The sequence below is a fragment of the Actinoplanes sp. NBRC 101535 genome, from assembly GCF_030269225.1.
GTDB classification, from domain to species: domain Bacteria; phylum Actinomycetota; class Actinomycetes; order Mycobacteriales; family Micromonosporaceae; genus Actinoplanes; species Actinoplanes rectilineatus.
The window spans coordinates 29868-50046 of the sequence record NZ_BSSY01000002.1 but is presented as its reverse complement, the minus strand read 5'-3'; the positions used below and the strand labels follow the sequence as shown (position 1 = coordinate 50046).

At 68.9% G+C, this 20179-nt stretch carries 6 protein-coding genes (1 of these 6 running past the window's edge); 3 read left to right on the top strand and 3 right to left on the bottom strand.

Translation table 11 applies throughout. From position 1 onward, the window contains the following. Positions 1 to 55: 55 nt before the first annotated feature. From QSK32_RS05280 to QSK32_RS05270, 3 genes are all read right to left on the bottom strand, one after another. Positions 56 to 898: a hypothetical protein gene (locus tag QSK32_RS05280; protein WP_285471352.1), complete on the bottom strand. Its 843-nt coding sequence runs from the start codon at positions 896 to 898 to the stop codon at positions 56 to 58. Between the two features lie 134 nt (positions 899 to 1032). After that, positions 1033 to 1335, bottom strand: a complete 303-nt coding sequence (locus tag QSK32_RS05275) for a WXG100 family type VII secretion target (RefSeq protein ID WP_045748353.1) — start codon at positions 1333 to 1335, stop codon at positions 1033 to 1035. A 44-nt stretch (positions 1336 to 1379) separates the two neighbouring features. After that, positions 1380 to 1700, bottom strand: coding sequence for a WXG100 family type VII secretion target (locus QSK32_RS05270; protein ID WP_052721286.1), 321 nt, complete (start codon positions 1698 to 1700; stop codon positions 1380 to 1382). Positions 1701 to 1990: 290 nt separating this feature from the next. Here QSK32_RS05270 and QSK32_RS05265 point away from each other — a divergent pair, with 290 nt between their 5' ends. The 3 genes in view from QSK32_RS05265 to QSK32_RS05255 are tightly spaced (at most 24 nt apart) and all read left to right on the top strand, a layout consistent with a single transcriptional unit that may run on beyond the window. Continuing rightward, entirely contained in the window at positions 1991 to 2407 is a 417-nt protein-coding gene (locus QSK32_RS05265; protein ID WP_045748355.1) for a YbaB/EbfC family nucleoid-associated protein, read from the top strand. Beyond that, entirely contained in the window at positions 2404 to 3588 is a 1185-nt protein-coding gene (locus QSK32_RS05260; RefSeq protein ID WP_045748356.1) for a hypothetical protein, read from the top strand. The genes QSK32_RS05265 and QSK32_RS05260 overlap by 4 nt, the downstream gene beginning before the upstream one ends. A 24-nt stretch (positions 3589 to 3612) precedes the next feature. Beyond that, positions 3613 to 20179 carry the beginning of a DUF8616 domain-containing protein gene (locus QSK32_RS05255; protein WP_285471351.1) on the top strand. The gene runs 22199 nt beyond the window's last position, so the window shows 16567 of its 38766 coding nt (coding positions 1-16567); its start codon is at positions 3613 to 3615; the stop codon falls past the right edge of the window.

The following is a 20179-nucleotide window of genomic DNA, read 5'->3' as shown; positions in this document are numbered from 1 at the left end:
AGCACTACCCAAAACGGCTCAACGCCGACGAACCTGTGAGACTGTAACGACCCGGCTAGTTGCCGTCGGTCTTGACAGTCTTCTGGCCGTACGTGCTCAGGCCGTCGAGACCCTTGAACGAGTCGCCCATGATCTCGGTGAGTTTCTCGGTGGTCATCGAGTTGAGTTCTTCGAGGTTCTTGTACTCGCCGGCCATCTTCAGCAGCGCGTCGGCCACCGCAATGAGCGCATTGTTCATGTTGTACAACATGTCCGCCATGTCGCCCCGGACGCCGCCGTCCTGGCCGGTCGCCCCGACGATCGCCTGGCGCAGCACCTCGGCCCGGGCGAAGGCGCCCGGCTTGGGGTCGATCGTCTTCAGTTGCTCCATCGTGGAGAGCAGGATGTTGCCGTTGCCGGTGAGCTTCTGCAGCACCTCCTTGGCGAACCACTCCAGCGCGGCGGTGTTGACGGCCACGCCGTTGGTCGACGCCGCGTCGCCGGTGAAGGTGCCGACCGTCGGCGGCTTGAAGCCGGAACCGGTGGGCGTGGCGTTCTCGTCGATCCAGTCGGACTGGTCGTTGAAGCCCGGCGGCTTCACGTTCGACGGGTCGGTGATGTTTTCCTTGTACTCCTTGACCAGGTTCTTCCAGCCATCGCCCACGATGTTCGTGGAGTACCAGTCGCGGGCCTCGACCCACTCCGGGTGTTCCGCCCGGACCTCGTCCTTCCAGTTGTCGAAGTCGACGCCGCTGTGGTTCGGGTTGTTACTCGAGTGCTTGTTGTAGTACGCCATCCACGAGTCGTACGCCGCCTGGGTGGTCCCGTCCGGGTATCCCTTGTCCGAGTCGTGTGTGGAATAGGCGTGCATAGCTTGGATTGCTTCGTCGTTCGGGTAGCCCCAGTCGATACTGCCCATGGCGTGACTCCACTCGTTTTCAGCGCACGAAAGAAATGCGGAAAGCCCAGCGGCCCGGGTCGTCTAGCACACCGGGCCGGGGTAGGACACTGAGGCTGTCGCGCCGACAGGCGCGACAGCCACGCGACGGGGGATCAGCCGCCGCGAACGTCGTTCCAGATCATCGAGTGGCGCTGCTCGGTGGTGCCGTAGTTGTCGGAGATGGTCAGCAGCGTCTGCCGAGCCTGCTCCAGGTAGATCACCATGTTGTCGGCGGCGCTGTTCCAGGCCTGCTTCGAGACGTAGTACTGGTCCCGGGCGGCACCGGTCCACTCCTGAAGGCTGGACTCGACCGTCGCCTCCATCTCGTCGAGCGAGCTCTGGATCTTCTTGTTGATGTTGTTCATGTCGGTCAGAACGGCGTCTGCCTGCACGAAGTCGAAGGTGTAGTTGGACATGTCAGTCCTTTCGGGGGATCAGGGATTCAGGCTTCGGCGCCGGCTCAGAAGCCGGGCAGGGCGGAACCGAACGACTGCGCCACGTTGGCGGCCTCGTCCTCGGCGGCCTGGTAACCCTTGGTGGTCACACCCATGACCTCGAGCATCTTCAGGAGCTCGTTGATGACGTTCTGGAAGGCGCGCTCCCAGTTGTCCATCGCCTGGTTGAAGCCCTGGGACGCCGAACCGGTCCAGGAGGCGAGCAGGATGGCCATCTGGCCGTTCACCGAACGCAGATCACCGGTGAACAAGGTCGCCTTGTCGGAAAACTCCTGGGCAGCCCTCTGCATACCCGGTTCGGTAGTACTAACGGCAGGCATCGTCACGGCCGGACTCCTCACATCGCGAACTTGGCAGTGAAGAGTCTTGATCGAAGGACCCACCCGACCACAACTCGGTTCCGGCCCCGATGTCCGAACGTCGCCGAACATTGCACGGCAACGCCCACCATCGGGCAAGCGGCCGGTCCGGGCGCAGGTCCCGACCCGGGAACGCGGGAAGACCGCCTGCACTTTCAGGCACTAAGAGGCTTCCCACAGTTCCGGTGGCAACAGCAAGGATCTTCACTAGACTGCGACGTCTTCACCAGACGGCGACGTCGAGGGAGTGGTCCGGGTTGAACTACAGCGAACGCATCGAAAGCCTGTTCCAGGAATACGAGAAGCAGCGCAACAGCCTCACCGACATGCAGGCGAAGATGAGCGCTCTCTCGGCCACCGCCATGTCACCACGACGTGAGGTGAGCGTGACCGTCGGGCAGAACGGCGTGCTGACGGACATCCAGTTCCCCACTTCCGCTCACAAACGCCTCACCACCGCCGATCTGACGAAGCTGATTATGGAGACGTACGGCGACGCCAAGGAGCAGGTGATGAACCAGGCCGCCGCGGTTCTGTCGCCGATGCTCCCGGACGGACTCGACGCCCAGAAACTGGTCCGCGGTCAGGCCGGTGCGGACGCGTTCCTGCCCAAGGAACCCCGCATGGTCACCAGCGTGCGGGAGATCCTGAACCGGGGCGGAGGCATCGAATGATCAACAACAATCCCGGTGGGCGCCTCTGGGTCGACCCGGACGGCGTGGAGGGCCTCGGTCTCGCGTACGAGGGCCACGTCGACCTCTACGAGTCGTACCTCGCCCAGGTCCTCGCTCTCCGCTCCCGGTACGCCAACGCGTGGGGCGACGACGACATGGGCCAGCAGTTCTCCACCAAGTTCCTGGAGGGGCTGGACAACCTCGAAGCGATCATCGGCGGGGTCAAGGGCACCCTGGCGTACACCGCTGAAGGTCTGACCGTGAGCGCCCGCGCCTACCGGGAGGCCGACGAGGCCGCCGCCGAGGGCACCAGCCAGCTGGAACGCAACTTCGAGAGCCTCGGAACCACCCAGGGTACGACCACCACGCCCGAGGAGACGCCGAAGACCGTGCTGCGCGGCGGGAGGGTCACCTCGTACGCGAACGAGGCGATCCCGCTCCAGCCGATGATGCGGGCCCGGCTGCCCCTCGCCGAAACCGACGAGGACGGCGAAGTCCCGCTCCAGCCGGCCATGCTGGCCCAGCGGACCCGCGCGGTCACCGCCGAGGACGGCACCGTCCCCCTCGAGCCGATGCTGGCCGCGCAACGCCCGCTGGAACCGCGGATCGACCCGGAGACCGGGCAGCCCCTGCTCATGCGGGCGAGGACCGTCCAGGGCAAGACCCTCCTGCCCGAAGGTGAGGAGGAGATGCACCCGCTGGAGCCGACCCAGTCGTTCCTCACGTCGCGGCGGCCGGCCGAACCCGGGCTCGAACCCGAGTTCACGCCGCAGATCCCGGCCGAGGAACGCGTCGCGATGCAGCCGCTGCTCCCGGCACAATCGAACTCGTACAGCGCGTCGACCCCGATGATGCCGGCCATCTCGTCGATGTACATGCAGCCGTCGTACTCGACCGCATACGTCGGCGGCGAACCCCTCCCCCAGGGCTACCAGCTGATCTCGCTGAACCCGTTCGAGGACGGCAGCACCCGCGTCGACGCCAACCTGTACGACACCATCACCCCGCTGAGCGGCACCGCCGTCACCAACCCCGACGGGAGCACCATCGACCCGGGCAAGGGCCAGTTCTTCGTCGTCAAGGAGAACCCGAACGTCGACCCGACCGCGACGGGCTACGAGCCGTTCGTGCTCAGCTACGCCCCCGACGGCACCCCCACCCCGATCTACGCCGGCTCCTGAGCCGCCGACCCACCCGCGCAGGACATGCCCGACTTTCACATCCCCAACGACCCGCAATGGCAGTGGGCGTACGACCTGATCCTCGTCGCCACCGGCGGTGAGTTTCCGAAGGCCGACCCCGCCGCCCTGCGGGCCATGGGCGACGAACTGAACACGCTCGCCAGCACCATCATCAACGGCATGGGCGCCACCGCCAACCTCGGTTACGGACTGGCGGGCAGCCTGCAGGGCCCGGCGATGGACGCGTTCCAGCAGTACCAGGTCGGCATCACCAAGAACATCCCGGCGGGTGGCAACATCTCGCTGGCCCTGGGCGGGTCGGCGTACAACTTCGCGCTCGACTCCGAGAACACCCAGTACAACATCATCATCGCGGCCTTCACCCAGGTCGTGGAGATCGCCATCGCGATGGCGACCGGCTTCGGCGCGGCAGCGGTCCCGGCGCTGATCAAGATCGGCCAGCAGATCGTTCAGACGCTGATCGACTTCCTCCGGATGCGCCTGCAGAACATGCTGGCGAGACTCGCCTGGGAGGCGTTCCAGGAGGGCCTGGAGGAGCTGTGGCAGAGCGCCGCCGCCAACCTGGCCCAGATCGCCGAGGGCAACACCAGCACCATCCGGTGGAAAGACCTCGGCATGTCCTTCCTCGGTGGCGCGGTCATCGGCGGCGGTGTCAGCGGCTTCCACATGATCGGCGGCAAGCTCTACCCGAACATCAACAAGAACCTCTTCACGCGGGAGGCGCTGTCCGCCGGCGCCGAAACCTTCATGGAGGGCCTGTTCACCATGATGGTGGGCGGCGGCGGCTTCAACCCGTGGGCCACCGTCACGTCGTCGCTGATCGGCGGTTACGCCCACCACTACGCCACCGAGATCGGCAACAGCTACGGCCCGAACGCGGGCGGCAACAACCCGCCCTCGATCGACTCCCCCAACAAGATCAATGTCCCGCCCGCCAACACCCCGCCCGCCACAGGCGTAGACGGTCCCGCAGTCCCCTCCGGCACCGGCACCCAGACCGGCGAAGGCCCTCAAACCGGTGGCGGCACTCAGACTGGTGGCGGCACCCAAACCGGTGGCGGCACTCAGACAGGCGGCGGCACCCAAACCGGTGGTGGAGTCCAGACCGGTGGCGGCACTCAGACAGGCGGCGGCACCCAAACCGGTGGTGGTGTCCAAACCGGTGGTGGTGTCCAAACCGGAGCCCCAGAGACCACCGGCGGCCAGGCAACCACCGGAACAGGCACGGGTGCCGGCGTCGGGACTGGCACTGGCACTGGCACTGGCAGCCAGGTCAACACCGGAAACCAGACCGGGACCAACGCCCCGGTCAGCGGCGGTACACAAACCGGAACCGGCGCTCAGACCGAAACGGGCACACAAACCGGGACGGGAGCGCAGACCGGAACGGGAGCTCAAACCGGAACGGGCGCACAAACCGGAACGGGAGCTCAAACCGGAACGGGAGCTCAAACCGGAACGGGAGCACAGACCGGCGGCCAGGTCACTACGGGCAACCAGAGCGGAACCCCGGCCACCGGCGTTGCCCCCGGCGCCGTCGGCGGCACCACTGCCCCGCAGACGGGTGGCGGTCTCCCCGGCTTCGACAGCGCTTCTCCTGTTGCTGCGCCTGCGACACAGCCTTCCACCAGCCCGGCCACCGGAGACGCCTCCACCGGCAACCCGGCCACCAACGCTCCCACAACCGGTGCTCCCACAACCGGCAACCCGGCCACCAACGCGCCCGTCACCGGCGCCCCCACCACGGGCAACCCCACCACGGGCAACCCCACTACCAACGCACCGGTCACCGCCGAAACTCCGGCTGCGAGCGCCCCCACCACAGGGAACCCGGCCACCAACGCACCCGTAGCCGAGGCTCCGACCACAAGTTCTCCCACAACGGGAAACCCGGCAACCAACGCACCGGTCACGAACGCACCCGCTACCGGGAACCCGGCAACCAACACACCGGTCACGAACGCACCCACCACGGGTAATCCGACGGCGAACGCGCCTGCGACGGGGACACCTACGACCGGTTCCCCGGCGACGAATGTTCCCTCGACGAATACGCCGGTCGCGGCCCAGCCCGCACCCCCGACCGCCGATGTCACCGGTTCCACCCCCACGTCGGTGCCGTCTCCCGTCGCCCAGACGCCGACGGTCCAGACCCCGGCCACTCAGTCCCCCAGCGTCGAGACCCCCACAACGCAAACTCCGGCTACCCAGACTCCGGTCGCCCAGACCCCTGTCAGCCAGACACCCAGTACTCAAACGCCCAGCACCCAGACGCCCAGCACCCAGACCTCGCCGAACACCCAACCGGCGTCCAACACCCAGACCTCACCCAGCACCCAACCGGCCTCCAACACCCAGACGTCGCCCAACACCCAGACGTCGCCCAACACCCAGACCTCGCCGAGCGTCCAAACGTCACCCGACAGCACGACCGATCGTTCGACGCCGCCACCAGCGCAGGCTCCGACCGGCGGCTTGACGGTAGACGTCCCCACCAGCGTCGACACCCCGGTAGCGGCAGCCCCGACAACGGAAACCCCGGCCACCCAGGTTCCCGCGGTCCAGACCCCGACGGCTCAGACCCCCACCGTTCAAACCCCCACCGCACAGACTCCGACCACGCAGACTCCGACGGCACAGACCCCCACCACGAACACCCCCACCACCAACACGCCCACGACGAACACCCCCGGCACCCAGGACAGGTCCCCCGCCCAGGACAAGCCGGGCACCCAGACTTCCCAGACTCCACAGGCTCCCCCGTCGGCCCCGACAGCACCGACGGCCGTGCCCACCTCGGTGGACATCCCCACGGAGGTTGCGCCCGCCACCGACCCGAAGATCGAACTGAAGCAGCAGCCCGCCCCGGCCACCCAGATCGACTTCAGCGGCGACACCGGCACGGACACCAGCAGCGACACCGACTCGATCTTCAGCAACGACAGCGACGTCGACAGCGACACCGACTCGATCTTCAGTCGGGACGGCGACTCCGACATGGACAGCGATCTCGAGTCGCTCTACGACAGTGACGACGACGCGGTGGACACCGCGCCGGAGACCAAGGCCGGCCCGATCGCCCCGCCCCCGGCCGTCAACGTCCACACCCCGTCGCAGGCGCCCCGGCGCGCCGCCCCCACCCCGGCGGGTCCGCGTCCGTCGACCCGTCCGATGCCGCAGGTTCTGGGTGACCGCGGTGGCCGCCCGTTCCAGAACTCCCAGAACATGTACCAGTTCAAGCAGGTCGGCGACCCCGTCACGCTCGGACGGCTGGGCCCCCGTAACGATCACACCGCTGACAAACCGGCCTACCTCGCCACGGTTCCGGTGGTTCCCGGGGACAACGTCGGCGACATCATCAACACGTACGCGCAAGGTTTCTCCCCGGACACGTCGAACGGCCGTTTCGGCCTGGTCATCGGGGTGAACGGTTTCGCCCGTCCAGGTTCGGAGTCCTCGGTCGAGTCGCGGATCCAGCAGACGATCGATCAGGTCCGTGACTCGAATCCGCCGTTCCCGGTCACCATTGTCGGCTTCACCTGGAACAACTCGCGGATCGGGCCGAACGATTCGCCGGGCCAGGACACCATCCCGTACGCCGCGATCCGCGAGACCCTGGTTCGGCACCCGCAGTCCGAGCAGTTGCTGAACAGTCTGCAGGAGCAGGCCGGCGACAACCCCACCTTCATTCACACCGGTGACGCCGACGTCGCCTCGATGACGAATCTGTTCAACAATGCCGACACGGCCATCAACAGCCGGCCCGATCTGCAGATCATCAGTGGTGGTTACACCCTGGACAGTGCGCCCACCCCGGCCGCGAATCAGGCGAACCATCGGGATCAGCAGGTTCGTCAGGCGATGGCCGGTGTCGATCCGCGTTCGGTGTACATGCCCGAGCCGAACACGTTCGTCCGGGTCGACAATTCCAGCCTGGAAACCGACATCACCTTCGGCGTGCGTAACGACCCGCAGGGCGACCTGAAGTACACCTCGAAGGAGGGCCGCGGCCTCGCCCAGTCGGTCGCTCAGCAGCGACTGTTCCAGGGCATGGATCCGCTGGCTTTCGGCGCTTTCGATCCGAGTGTCTCCATCGAGACGCAGGCCGACCGGTTGTTACAGAACTACGATCCGGCGAATCCGGATGCCATCCCGCAGAGTCACGCGGACCGGGAGACCTGGAAGAAGCAGGTCCAGAACTACATCCAGACGTTCTACCCGGGTATCGACGCCAACAAGGCGAACGGTCTGACGCAGCTCGCGTTCAAGAGTGTCGAGCCGATCAGCCCGACCACGCAGAAGAACATCCTGAACGATTTCAAGGGTGATCTGGGGAACGGCGCGAAGACGCTGATCCAGGTGGCGGGTGCGACGCACAGCGCGTTGTCCAGCAATCCGCACACCACGTCGCAGGCCCCTCCGGACGCGACTCCGGTCGCGACGCCGATCGACACCCGGGTCGACGTTCCTACCGACAGCACGCCGGATCGCCCCCAGGGTCCGGACACGTCCAGCAAGGCCTGGCAGGACGCCTACGACAACGCCGAGCAGAAGCAGCTGCGGACCGAGCGGTACAACCCGTCGAAGGACACCATCGTTCCGGGTACGCACCTGCTCCGCGGCGAGATCACGACCATCGACTTCACCAGCCGCGATTTCACCGTCGACGGCAAGGACTACCGTTCCTTCGAGGTCAAGCTGGATCTGACGTCCCGCGACGACCAGATGACGCCGGAGCAGCTCCGGGACTTCGCGAACGACATCCAGAACACCATCGACCAGATGGTCAACGGGCAGCACACGCTCCCCGGCGGCCGGGAACTGCACGTGCGGCTCGACGTCGAGACCAAGCCCTGGTCCGAGAGCGCGACGACCGACGACTGGCAGGACACTCCCGGTAGCCGTCCGCCGGTCGAGATCACCTCGGCGCCGCTGCCCGACCCGGACAACCCGGACGACCACACCAACGACGGCAACACCACCAACCAGAGCCGGTGGAACACCAACAACAATCCGGCCGTCATGGTGCACGAGGTCATGCACTACCTCGGTGTCAACGAGGGCTACCGGGCGGACCATCATCTCTTCAACACCCAGGACCGCCCCGGTGTCATGGGTCCTGAGGTGCACAACCTGCCCGCCACCAGCGCGGACATCACCAACGACGTCCCGTCGCAGTACCTGCACGACAAGGACCTGCAGTTCATCCAGAACGTCTCCGACACCGCGGGACCGGTCCGGCAGACGGCGACCCCGACCGGGGACACCACCACCAGCACCACCACCGACACCACTGGCACCACCGCCGACACCGACACCGACACCGACACCGACACCGACACCGACACCGACACCAGGAACGACGCGCACACCGACTCGGCCGCGCCCCGCACCCCGGCGCCGACGACCCAGTCGATGCAGGACGTCCTCACCGATCCCGATTCCGGCCGGCCCAAGGGCAGCCGCTCGTTCCAGAACGCGGTCCGCACCTATGACCTGAGGCAGGTCGGCACCCCGGTCACCGTCGGACAGCTCGGTCCGCGCAACCCGGAGACCGCCGACAAACCGGCCTACCTCGCCACGGTTCCGGTCACCCCCCACGACGACATCCAGAACCTCATCACCGCGTACGCCCAGGGCTTCCGCCCGGGAACGTCGGACGGCCGTTTCGGCCTGGTCATCGGCGTCAACGGCTTCGGCCGATCGTTCTCGGACACCGCCATCCAGAACGCGGTCAACCAGGTCCGCAACGCCAACCCGCCGTTCCCGGTCACCGTGATCGGCTTCTCCTGGAACAACTCGCGGATCGGACCGAACGATTCACCGGGCCAGGACACCATCCCGTACGCCGCCATCCGCGAGACGCTCATCCGGCACCCGCAGTCCGAGCAGTTGCTGAACAGCCTCCAGGAGCAGGCCGGCGACAACCCCACTTTCATCCACACCGGTGACGCCGACGTCGCGTCGATGAACAGTCTGTTCAACAACGCCGACACGGCCATCGGCGGCCGCCCGGATCTGCAGATCATCAGTGGCGGATACACCCTGGACAGCGCGCCGTCCCCGGAGGCGCACCAGGCTGTTCTCCGGGATCAGCAGGTCCGCCAGGCGATGGCCGGTGTCGACCCGCGTTCGGTGTACATGCCCGAGCCGAACACGTTCGTCCGGGTCGACAATTCCAGCCTGGAAACAGACATCACCTTCGGCGTGCGTAACGACCCGCAGGGCGACCTGAAGTACACGTCGAAGGAGGGCCGCGGCCTCGCCCAGTCGGTCGCTCAACAGCGACTGTTCCAGGGCATGGACCCGACCGCATTCGGCTCGTTCGACCCCGGCATCGCGATCCAGACGCAGGGTGACCGGCTGCTGCAGAACTACGACCAGTCGGATCCGGACAACATCCCGCAGAGCCACGCGCACGCCGACACCTGGAAGAAGCAGGTCCAGAACTACATCCAGACGTTCTTCCCCGGTGTCGACGCGAACCGGGCCGACGCCCTCACCCAGCTGGCGTTCCAGAGTGTCGAGCCGATCAGCCCGACCACCCGGACCAACCTGCTGAACGACTTCGGGGACCTGCCGAAGGACACCCGGTCCACGCTGGTCAAGGTCGCCGGGAAGACGCACCAGGCGCTGGCCGCCAACCCGCACACCCCGTCGCAGGCGCCGCGGCCCTCCCGGTCGGCCCCGGCGACGAGCAGCACGCCGGGCACGGTGCCGATGCAGAACGTGCTGGGCAACCGGGGCAGCCGGTCGTTCCAGAACGCCGTCACCACGTACCAGATCAAGCAGGTCGGAAGTCCGGTGGTCGTCGGGGAGCTCGGTCCCCGCAACGATCACACCGCCGACAAGCCGGCCTATCTGGCCACGGTTCCGGTGGTGCCCGGCGACAACGTCCGCGACATCATCGCGAAGTATTCGCAGGGGTTCACCCCGAACACCGCCGACGGGCGGTTCGGCCTGGTCATCGGCGTCAACGGGTTCGGCCGGTCGTTCTCGGACACCGACATCCAGAACACCGTCGACCAGGTCCGCACCACGAACCCGCCGTTCCCGGTCACCGTGATCGGCTTCTCGTGGAACAACTCGCGGATCGGGCCGAACGATTCACCGGGCCAGGACACCATCCCGTACGCCGCGATCCGCGAGACGATCGTCCGGCACCCGGAGTCCGAGCGGCTTCTGAACAGCCTTCAGGACCGGGCCGGCGACAACCCGACGTTCCTGCACACCGGGGACGCCGACGTCGCGGCGATGGACGGCCTGTTCAACAATGCCGACACGGCCATCAACAGCCGCCCCGACCTGCAGATCATCAGTGGCGGATACACCCTCGACAACGCCCCGTCGCCGCAGGCCGATCAGGCCAACCACCGGGACCAGCAGGTACGCCAGGCGATGGCCAAGGTGGACCCGCGGTCGGTGTACATGCCCGAGCCGAACACGTTCGTCCGCGTCGATCACCGGAGCCTGGAGACCGACGTCACCTTCGGCGTGCGCAACGACCCGCAGGGCGACCTGAAGTACACGTCGAAGGAGGGCCGCGGCCTCGCCCAGTCGGTGGCCCAGCAGCGCCTGTTCCCCGGCATGGATCCGCGTCTCTTCGGCTCGTTCGACCCGAGCATCGCCATCCAGACGCAGGCCGAGCGTCTGCTGCAGAACTACGACCCGGCGAATCCGGACGCCGTCCCGCAGAGCCACGCCGACCGGGAGACCTGGAAGAAGCAGGTCCAGAACTACATCCAGACGTTCTACCCGGACATGGACGCGAGGCAGGCCGACGTCCTGACCCAGCTCGCGTTCAAGAGCGTCACCCCGATCAGCCCCGCCACCCAGCAGAGCATCGCCGACCAGCTGACGAACAACCGGGGTTCCGGCACCAAGACCCTGATCCAGGTGGCGGGCGCGACGCACAAGGCGCTCGCCGACAACCCGCACACCCCGTCCCAGGCGCCGCCGGCCGCCGCTCCCCGGGACGTGGCGGTCCCGGCGCCGGTCATGCAACCGCAGCACAGCCAGGCCTGGCAGGACGCGTACGACAACGCCGAACAGAAGCAGCTGCGGACCGAGCGGTACAACCCGTCGAAGGACACCATCGTCCCCGGCACCCACCTGCTCCGCGGCGAGATCACCACCATCGACTTCACCAGCCGCGACTTCACCGCCGACGGCAAGGACTACCGGTCGTTCGAGGTCAAACTCGACCTCACCTCCCGCGACGACCGGATGACCCCGGACCAGCTCCGGGACTTCGCGAACGACATCCAGAACACCATCGACCAGCGGGTCAACGGCCAGTACACCCTCCCCGGCGGCCGCGAACTGCACGTCAAACTCACCGCCGACACCAAGCCCTGGTCCGGCGAGCTGACCGATGCCTGGCAGGACCAGCCGGGCGGGCGCCCGCCCGTCGAGATCACCGGCAATCCCGACGACACCACCCACCAGGCCCGCTGGAACACCAACGACAACCCGGCCGTCCTCGTCCACGAGGTCATGCACTACCTCGGCCTCAACGAGGGCTACAAGGCGGACCACCACCTCTTCAACACCCAGGACCGCCCCGGCGTCATGGGACCCGAGGCACTCGACCCCGACGGCCCCTCCCGCTACCTGCACGACAAAGACCTGCAACTCATCCAGAACGTCTCGGACACCGCCGGACCGGTCAACAACCTCACCCCGGCGAACACACTCCGCAACGACGTGCACACCGACTCGGCCGCGCCCCAGAACAACCGGCCGACCATGCTTCCCGGCAAGGGCAGCCAGCCGTTCCAGGACGCGCTCCGCACCTACCAGTTCAAGCAGGTCGGCACCCCGGTCACCGTGGGACGGCTCGGTCCGCGCAACCCGGAGACCGCCGACAAACCGGCCTACCTCGCCACGGTTCCGGCGACCCCCGACGACGACATCCAAGACATCATCGATGCGTACGCCCAGGGCTTCCGTCCCGGAACGTCGGACGGCCGTTTCGGCCTGGTCATCGGCGTCAACGGCTTCGGCCGATCGTTCTCGGACACCGCCATCCAGAACGCGGTCGACCAGGTCCGCAACGCCAACCCGCCGTTCCCGGTCACGGTGGTCGGCTTCTCCTGGAACAACTCCCGGATCGGACCGAACGACGCCCCGGGCCAGGACACCATCCCGTACGCCGCCATCCGGGAATCGATCGTGCGGCACCCGAACGCCGAGCAGATGTTGCAGGACCTGCAGGAGCAGGCCGGCGCCAATCCCACCTTCCTGCACACCGGGGACGCCGACGTCGCGTCGATGGACGCCCTGTTCAACAAGGCCGACGCCGCCATCGCCGACCGTGGCGAGGTTCAGATCCTCAGCGGCGGCTACACCCTCGAGAACGCCTCCGATCAGGTCAGGCAGGCGAACCACCGGGACCGTGAGGTCCGTAAGGCGATGGCCGGCGTGGACCCGCGCTCGGTGTACATGCCCGAGCCGAACACGTTCGTCCGGCTGGACAATCCCAGCCTCGAGAACAACATCACCTTCGGGGTACGCAACGAGCCCGAGGGCGAACTGAAGTACACCTCGAAGGAGGGCCGCGGGCTCGCCCAGTCGGTCGCCAAGCAGCGTCTCTTCGGCGCCGACGACACCGACACCCTGCTCGCGTTCGGCGCGTTCGACCCGGACGTGTCGCTGGAGACCCGGGCCGGCCGGCTGCTGCAGAACTACGACGCGACCCGCCCGGACGGCATCCCGCAGAGTCACGCCGACCGGGAGACCTGGAAGAAGCAGGTCCAGAACTACATCCAGACGTTCTACCCGGACGCCGGCGTCAACCGGGTCGACGGCCTGACCCGGCTCGCCTTCCAGAGTGTCGAGCCGATCAGCCCGACCACCCGGACCAACCTGCTCAACGACTTCAAGGATCTCCCGAAGGAGACCCGGTCGACGCTGGTCAAGGTGGCCGGCAAGACGCACCAGGCGCTGGCGACCAACCCGCACACCCCGTCGCGGGCACCGGTGCGGCAGCCGTCGTCGTCGCCGGTCACCCCCGTCGAGGGGCCGGCCGCCACGGAGACCGGCCCGCAGGACACCGGTCCGGTGTTCACGCCTACCCGGGTGCCGGGTGCGCGGAACGCCGCGTTCGACGCGCTGACGCGGGACACCCGGGACGTCGGTCCGGGCAACTACCGGCAGGAGACGATCGACCTCAAGAACAGCAGGGCGCCGATCGGCTTCGTGGTCAACTCGATGATGCCGGCGAGTGACATCGACCGGATCCCGGAGGTGATCACGTCGATCACCGCCGGGCTCGGACCGGACACCAAGGTCGCCTTCGTCTTCGGCGTCAACACCACCGACTCGGCCCCGGACGCCGCCTTCCAGGAGAAGATCGCCGAGGCCGGCCGGATCGTCGAGAACCTGGCGGAGCAGGGCATCGACGTCCCGGTCGCGGTCAACGGGTACGCCGTCGGCACCAAGAACGGCAAGTTCCCGTACGGCCGGACCCGTAACCAGGTGATGCGTGACCCGGACACGGTCGCCGCGATCACGGGTCTCGCCCACGGGGACGCCGACCGCGAGGGCAAGCGGTACCCGTACATCTCGATCCAGGATTTCGACGACGGCGCCCGCACGCTCGAGGACGGCACGCACGTCTTCGACCGGATCGACACGGCGACGAGGTTCGACCCGGCGAACACCGGCACGCAGCAGGAGCCGCCGGCCCGGCCGATGATGATCTCCGGTGGATACCGGGTCGGCGATCCGGACGCCCTCGTCGAGCGCACCCGCGAGCGCCTGGAACAGCGTGTCGAGGAGCACGACCAGAAGATCACCGAGCTGGAGGCGAAGGACGACGCGGAGTCCGCGAAGGAACTCACCGTCGAACGTCTGAAGCTCAAGGCCGCGCAGAGCGGGCTGGAGCGGCTCGCCACACCGGCCGGCCGCGACAAGTTCGTCCGGGACTTCGGCATCGCGGTCGACGAGGACATGCGCTCCCGGGACCGGCAGGCCGCGTCGCACCCGATGCTGCCGTACTCGCCCGAGCCGAACCTCTTCGTCGACGGCCTGCTCACCCTCGGCCGCCCGGACGTCCGGTTCGGTGACGCCGGCGCCGAGTTCCTGATGCTCAGCGAGACCCTGCACGAGAGCTACGGCCGGGAGCTGGCCGCCTCGCACGGCAGCGCCACCCTGGACGGGCTGTCCGACCGGGTGCTCTCCACCGAGGTCCAGCTCGACTCGCAGAACAACCGGCACCCGGACCGCGACCAGGCCTTCATGACCGATTTCGTCGGTTCGGCCACGCCGACGGACCTGTCCCGGCTCGCCGCCGACTTCGCCGCGAGCAACTTCCTGCCGCAGTCGCACGCCGTGCCGACCACCGTCAACCGGCAGCTGTTCAACACCGTCGGCACCGGGTTCAAGGAGTACAAGGCGGAGCTCCGCAATCCGGAGCTCGCCACCGGGAAGCCGTTCACCGCGCCGGTCGACCACACCGACGGCGGCGATCGGGACACGTGGCAGCAGTCGCTCACCGACCGGCAGGCCAAGCAGCTCGGCGCGCAGCGGCACAACCAGCTCGTCCCGGCCGTCTCGCTGCCGGCTCCGGGAGCCGCCCCGGCGCCGGAGCCGCCCCCGGCCGCCGACAAGGAGACCTTCACCGGCGTCGACCCCCGGGTCACGTCGACGGACCCGGCCCGGACGGTCGGCATCCCGGACAGCCAGCGTCTGGTGGCCGCGCACCTGGTGGCGACCTCCAACGACTCCGGCACCATCCAGCAGGAGTTCGCCGCCGCGACGGTGATGGCCGACCGGGGCGGGCTCAGTCTCCAGCCGGGTTCGCTCTATCACGCCATCGCCGACGTGCTCACCACCGTGGCGCCCGGGACGACCCCGGAGAGCCTGCGCACCGACACGCTCCGGTCCGGCCGGGACCGGGTCAACCTGGACACCGCGGCCGAGATGCGGCGGGCCAACCCGTACGACAACGGTCACCTGGTCCGGGCCGCGCTCACCCCGGACATGCCGACCTCTCAGCAGCGCACCGATCCGGCGGACAGCACCGAGATCGCCCGGATCGCCGCCGCGCACGACGTGGTGGAGCTGGCCGCCGCCACCGGCACCCGGGTCGCGCTCACCGTCCACGACGGCAGCGGCAACCCGCCGCGGACGTACCCGGTGCAGGGCGCCCGTCCGCTGGGCCGGGTGGAGTTGCAGCGCACGGTCGACGCCCGTGGTCAGGTCACCTACGCGCCGTACACGCCGCCGCCGGTCGCGGTGGCGCAGGACGCCGACAGCGACGACGACGGCCTCGGTTTCGACATGTTCGGCGACCAGGACGCGGACGACAGCGACGACGACCGCGGCGGCATGGACATGTTCGGCTCGTTCGCCCCGGCCGCGGGGCCGTCGACGGCGACCGGCATCCCGGCGGCGCCGTCCGAGGTCGACTCCGGGATCGTCGTCGCCGATCCCGGCGACACCAGGACGCAGCGCATCGCCGAGTCCTATCCGGACCGGCCGGACCGCTACCACGTGTTCGGCCACGGTGAGCCGTACGCCCTGCGCGTCGGCGACACCCGGGTCACGCCGGCACAGCTCGCGGCGCAGATCCGGGCGGACGGCGCCCGCCGGGCCGACCGTCCGGTCGTGCTGATCGTCTGCGACACCGCCGTCGACCGGCAGAACGGTTTCGCCGCCCAGCTGGCGCGGGAGCTGCCCGGCGTCAAGATCATCGCGCCGAACGGCACGGTGTGGTCCGGACCGACCGGCCACGCCGTCGTCACCGAGTCCGACCTGCGCGGGCCCGACGGCGAGCCGCTCACCCCGCCCGCCGAGGGCTACCGGTTCGTGCAGTTCGAGACGCCGGCCACCGACCCCGGCCGGCTCACCGTCACCGACCTGCCGCACGTCATGGACACCCACGCGACCGTCGGCGACTTCGATGTCGACGCCACCCGGATGGCTGCCGCGATCGACCAGCTCGCCGGCTGGGCGCAGTCGGACGCCACCCGGATCGCCGAGGACACCCGGGCCGCGGTCGACACGATCGCCCCGGCACTGGCCGACGTCGCCCCGGCCGAGACCACGCGCGAGAACGCCGCCGACATCCACCGGGACGCCGCCGCCGGTCACGCCGACCTCTCGGCCGGACGCCGGCAGATCGAACAGCGCGCCGACCAGGCGCCGAAGCTCGCCCAGGCCGGCGTCGACGCCGCGAACCGGGCCGGGACCACACCCGGCGCACAGCAGCTGCGGCAGCTCGCCACCGAGACCCGGGACCACGTCCGCAGGCAGAACGGGCCGGTGGGGACCTCGCTCAGCCAGGCGGCCCGGGAGGCCGCCACCGTCCGCGACTTCCGCGACGACGCGGCCCGCGCGCACACCGCGGCCGACCGCGCCGCCACCGACCTGCGCTATCTGCAGTCGGCGCACGACCGGCTCACCCGACTGGCGACCGAGGCACAGCAGCGGGCGGACCGGGCCGCACAGGCCGCCGCGGACGCCGACGCCGCCCGCGCCCTCCCGCCCGGGCCGCAGCAGAACCTCGCGATGGCGGATGCGCTGCTGCGCGCGTACCCGGCGGTGAACCGCACCTCGGAACACCTCAGCGAGTCCCGTGACCTGCTCGCCGACCTGGACACCCTCGGCGCCGACCTGACGTCCGCGGTCGACGACATCCGCGCCGACGCCCGGGACGCCGCCGACCAGGTCGCCGACCTGACGTTCCGGGAACCGGAGTCGAACGACGCGCACGCCGCCGCCACCGCCCACCTGGACGCCGCCCACGAGTCGCTGACCGAGTCGGAGAACCGGCTCACCGACGTCTACGACCTGGCCGACCAGCTCGGGGTGTCGCCGGAGACCCCGGCCGGCGACACCGACTCCGACCTGGAGCCGCCGGCCGACCTGATGGCCGAGGTGACCCTGGACGACTCGGACTCCGACTCCGGGCCGCCCAGCGACCTGCTGGTGGAGAGCACACCGGACCCGCGCGGCGAGATGGCCCCGTTCGGCACGCCGTCCCCGCAACCGCCCGCCCCGCTGCGCCCGAAGGACGCGCAGGAGTCGAACCAGCAGTTCGAGCGGCGTCTCGGTAACCACCTCTCGCAGTCCCCGCAGGTCCGCGACACCGCGGTCAAGGTGGCCGCGCGCCTGAACGAGGTGCTGAACGCCGCGCGGGCCAAGCCCTCGCCGACCGGTGCACCGGGCAAGGCGTTCCTGCAGCGCAAGGCGGACAGCGCGGGCCAGGTCGGCACCGGGCTGAAGGACAGCGAGACGGCCGCGCTGCTGCGTGACGGCAACCTGCGCGAGGTCATGACGGCGCTGTACAACGCCGCGTACTACAACAAGAAGCCCGGCCCGGGCGAGACCACGTTCAAGCTGCTGGCGCTGGACATCATCCGGAACAAGGACTGGAACCGGTCGGATCAGCTCGGTCTGAACACCACCGATCTGAAGGCGTACGCCGCATTCCTCGACAATCCGGTGCGTCTCGCGGTCAAGCAGGAGCTGCCCGCCGAACCGGATCGCGACGGCGACGACGACCCGTTCCGGGCGTTCAACCTGATCGCCCGCTTCGGCGACCAGCAGCGGATCGACCTCGGAATCCGCGAGCAGAACGAGAGCGGCCGGACCGCGCGCGGCTCCCGGGAGCAGGTCCGCGGCCCGTACGCGGTCACCCCGCGCCAGCTCCGGCTGGCCGGCACCGACCTCGGCAGGTTCGAGGCGGCGTTCCTGAAGAGCAAGGCCGCCGGTCCGTTCACCGTCGACGTCATGTCGTCTGAGGACGTGCCGCTGGACCAGGTGAGGTACGGCCCCGACGGCAAGCCGGACCTGAGCGCCGTGCTCGCCACCAAGAACACCGCGTCGGTCTCCGTCGAGTTCGGACCGGAGGTGGACGGGAAACCGACCGTCACCCGGGTGACCCGCGAGGTGTTCGGCGCCGCGAAGCACCCGGAGCCGTGGAAGACCTGGCTGGGCGCCGACGAGCAGGGCCCCGAGCTGCCGCTGCCCTGGGTGAGCGGTCGCGGGTTCTACCGTCTCGACCCGGACAGCCCCTGGTTCCAGGACGTCAACCAGCAGCGGGAGATCCCGGTGACCTCGGGGACCTCGCTGACCGCCGCCCGCCTGCTCACCACGTTCCGGATGCTCGACGTGCCCGGCGTGACGGAACGGGACTTCCTGGCCGCCACCACCGCGTGGATGCTGGCCGCCGACAACCACTCGCTCTACGAGGTGCTGCGCGGCGCCGAACTGGCCGGGGTCCAGCTCACCGGCACGCCGGCGGCGGACATCGCGTCGGCCGAGCAGCTCTACGACGAGGTCCGCGAGGCGGGACTCGACATGCCCGCGAACGACCGGCCGGCCACTCCGGAGCCCGCGCGGCCCGCGGAGCCGCTCGCCGAGCAGACTGTCGTGCGTACCGTGGGAGGCGACCCGGCCGACGCACCCACCGTGACCGCACCGCCCGGGCACTATGTGCTGGTCCCGGACACCGCGCCGGACAACCGTGCGCCGATCACCGCGGAGCGGATCGCCGCGCGGATCACCGCTGACCCGGCCTGGACCGGTCAGCCGATCACCCTGGTCATCAGCGACTCCGGCACCCCGGATGGGCTCGCTCAGCAGCTCGCCGACCGGCTGCCCGGCACCGAGGTCCACGCGCCGGACGGGCCGGTGTGGACCACGCGCGGCGGCGAGGCCTTCGTCAGCACCGCTTCGGCCTACGGTCCGGACGGCCGGCCGAAGCCGCCGCAGCTGCCGCCGACCGGCGCCTGGCGCACGTTCCTGTCGTCCACCGCGAGCAGCACGGACGGCCCCTACCTCTCGGGTGCGACCGCGAACCAGTCGCTGACCCTCGACCTGCACTTCGCCCAGCAGCAACAGCAGCGGGAGCAGGCGCCGGAGCCCGCGGCGAGTCCGCACACGCCCTCGCAGGCGCCCCGGTCCCGCACGACGCCGACCGCCGCCCCGGCGACCCGGGAGATGCGGGAGGTCCTGCGGGACAAGGGCAGCCAGTCGTTCCAGAACGCGGTGCGCACGTACCAGTTCAAGCAGGTCGGCACCCCGGTCACCGTCGGCCGGCTCGGTTCACGTTCCGGCACGGACACCGACAAGCCGGCCTATCTCGCCACGGTTCCGGTCACCCCCGACGACGACCTCCAGAACCTCATCACCGCGTACGCCCAGGGCTTCCGCACCGGGGATCCCAGCGGTCGTTTCGGCCTGGTCATCGGCGTCAACGGCTTCGGCCGATCGTTCTCGGACACCGCCATCCAGAACGCGGTCAACCAGGTCCGCACCACGAACCCGCCGTTCCCGGTCACCGTGATCGGCTTCTCGTGGAACAACTCGCGGATCGGGCCGAACGATTCACCGGGCCAGGACACCATCCCGTACGCCGCGATCCGCGAGACCCTGGTCCGGCACCCGGAGTCCGAGCAGCTCCTGAACGACCTGCACGAACGCGCCGACGGCAAGCCGGTCTTCCTGCACACCGGGGACGCCGACGTCGCGTCGATGACCGGCCTGTTCGACAGCGCCGACACCGCCATCAACAGCCGCGACGAAGTCCAGATCATCAGTGGCGGTTACACCCTCGACA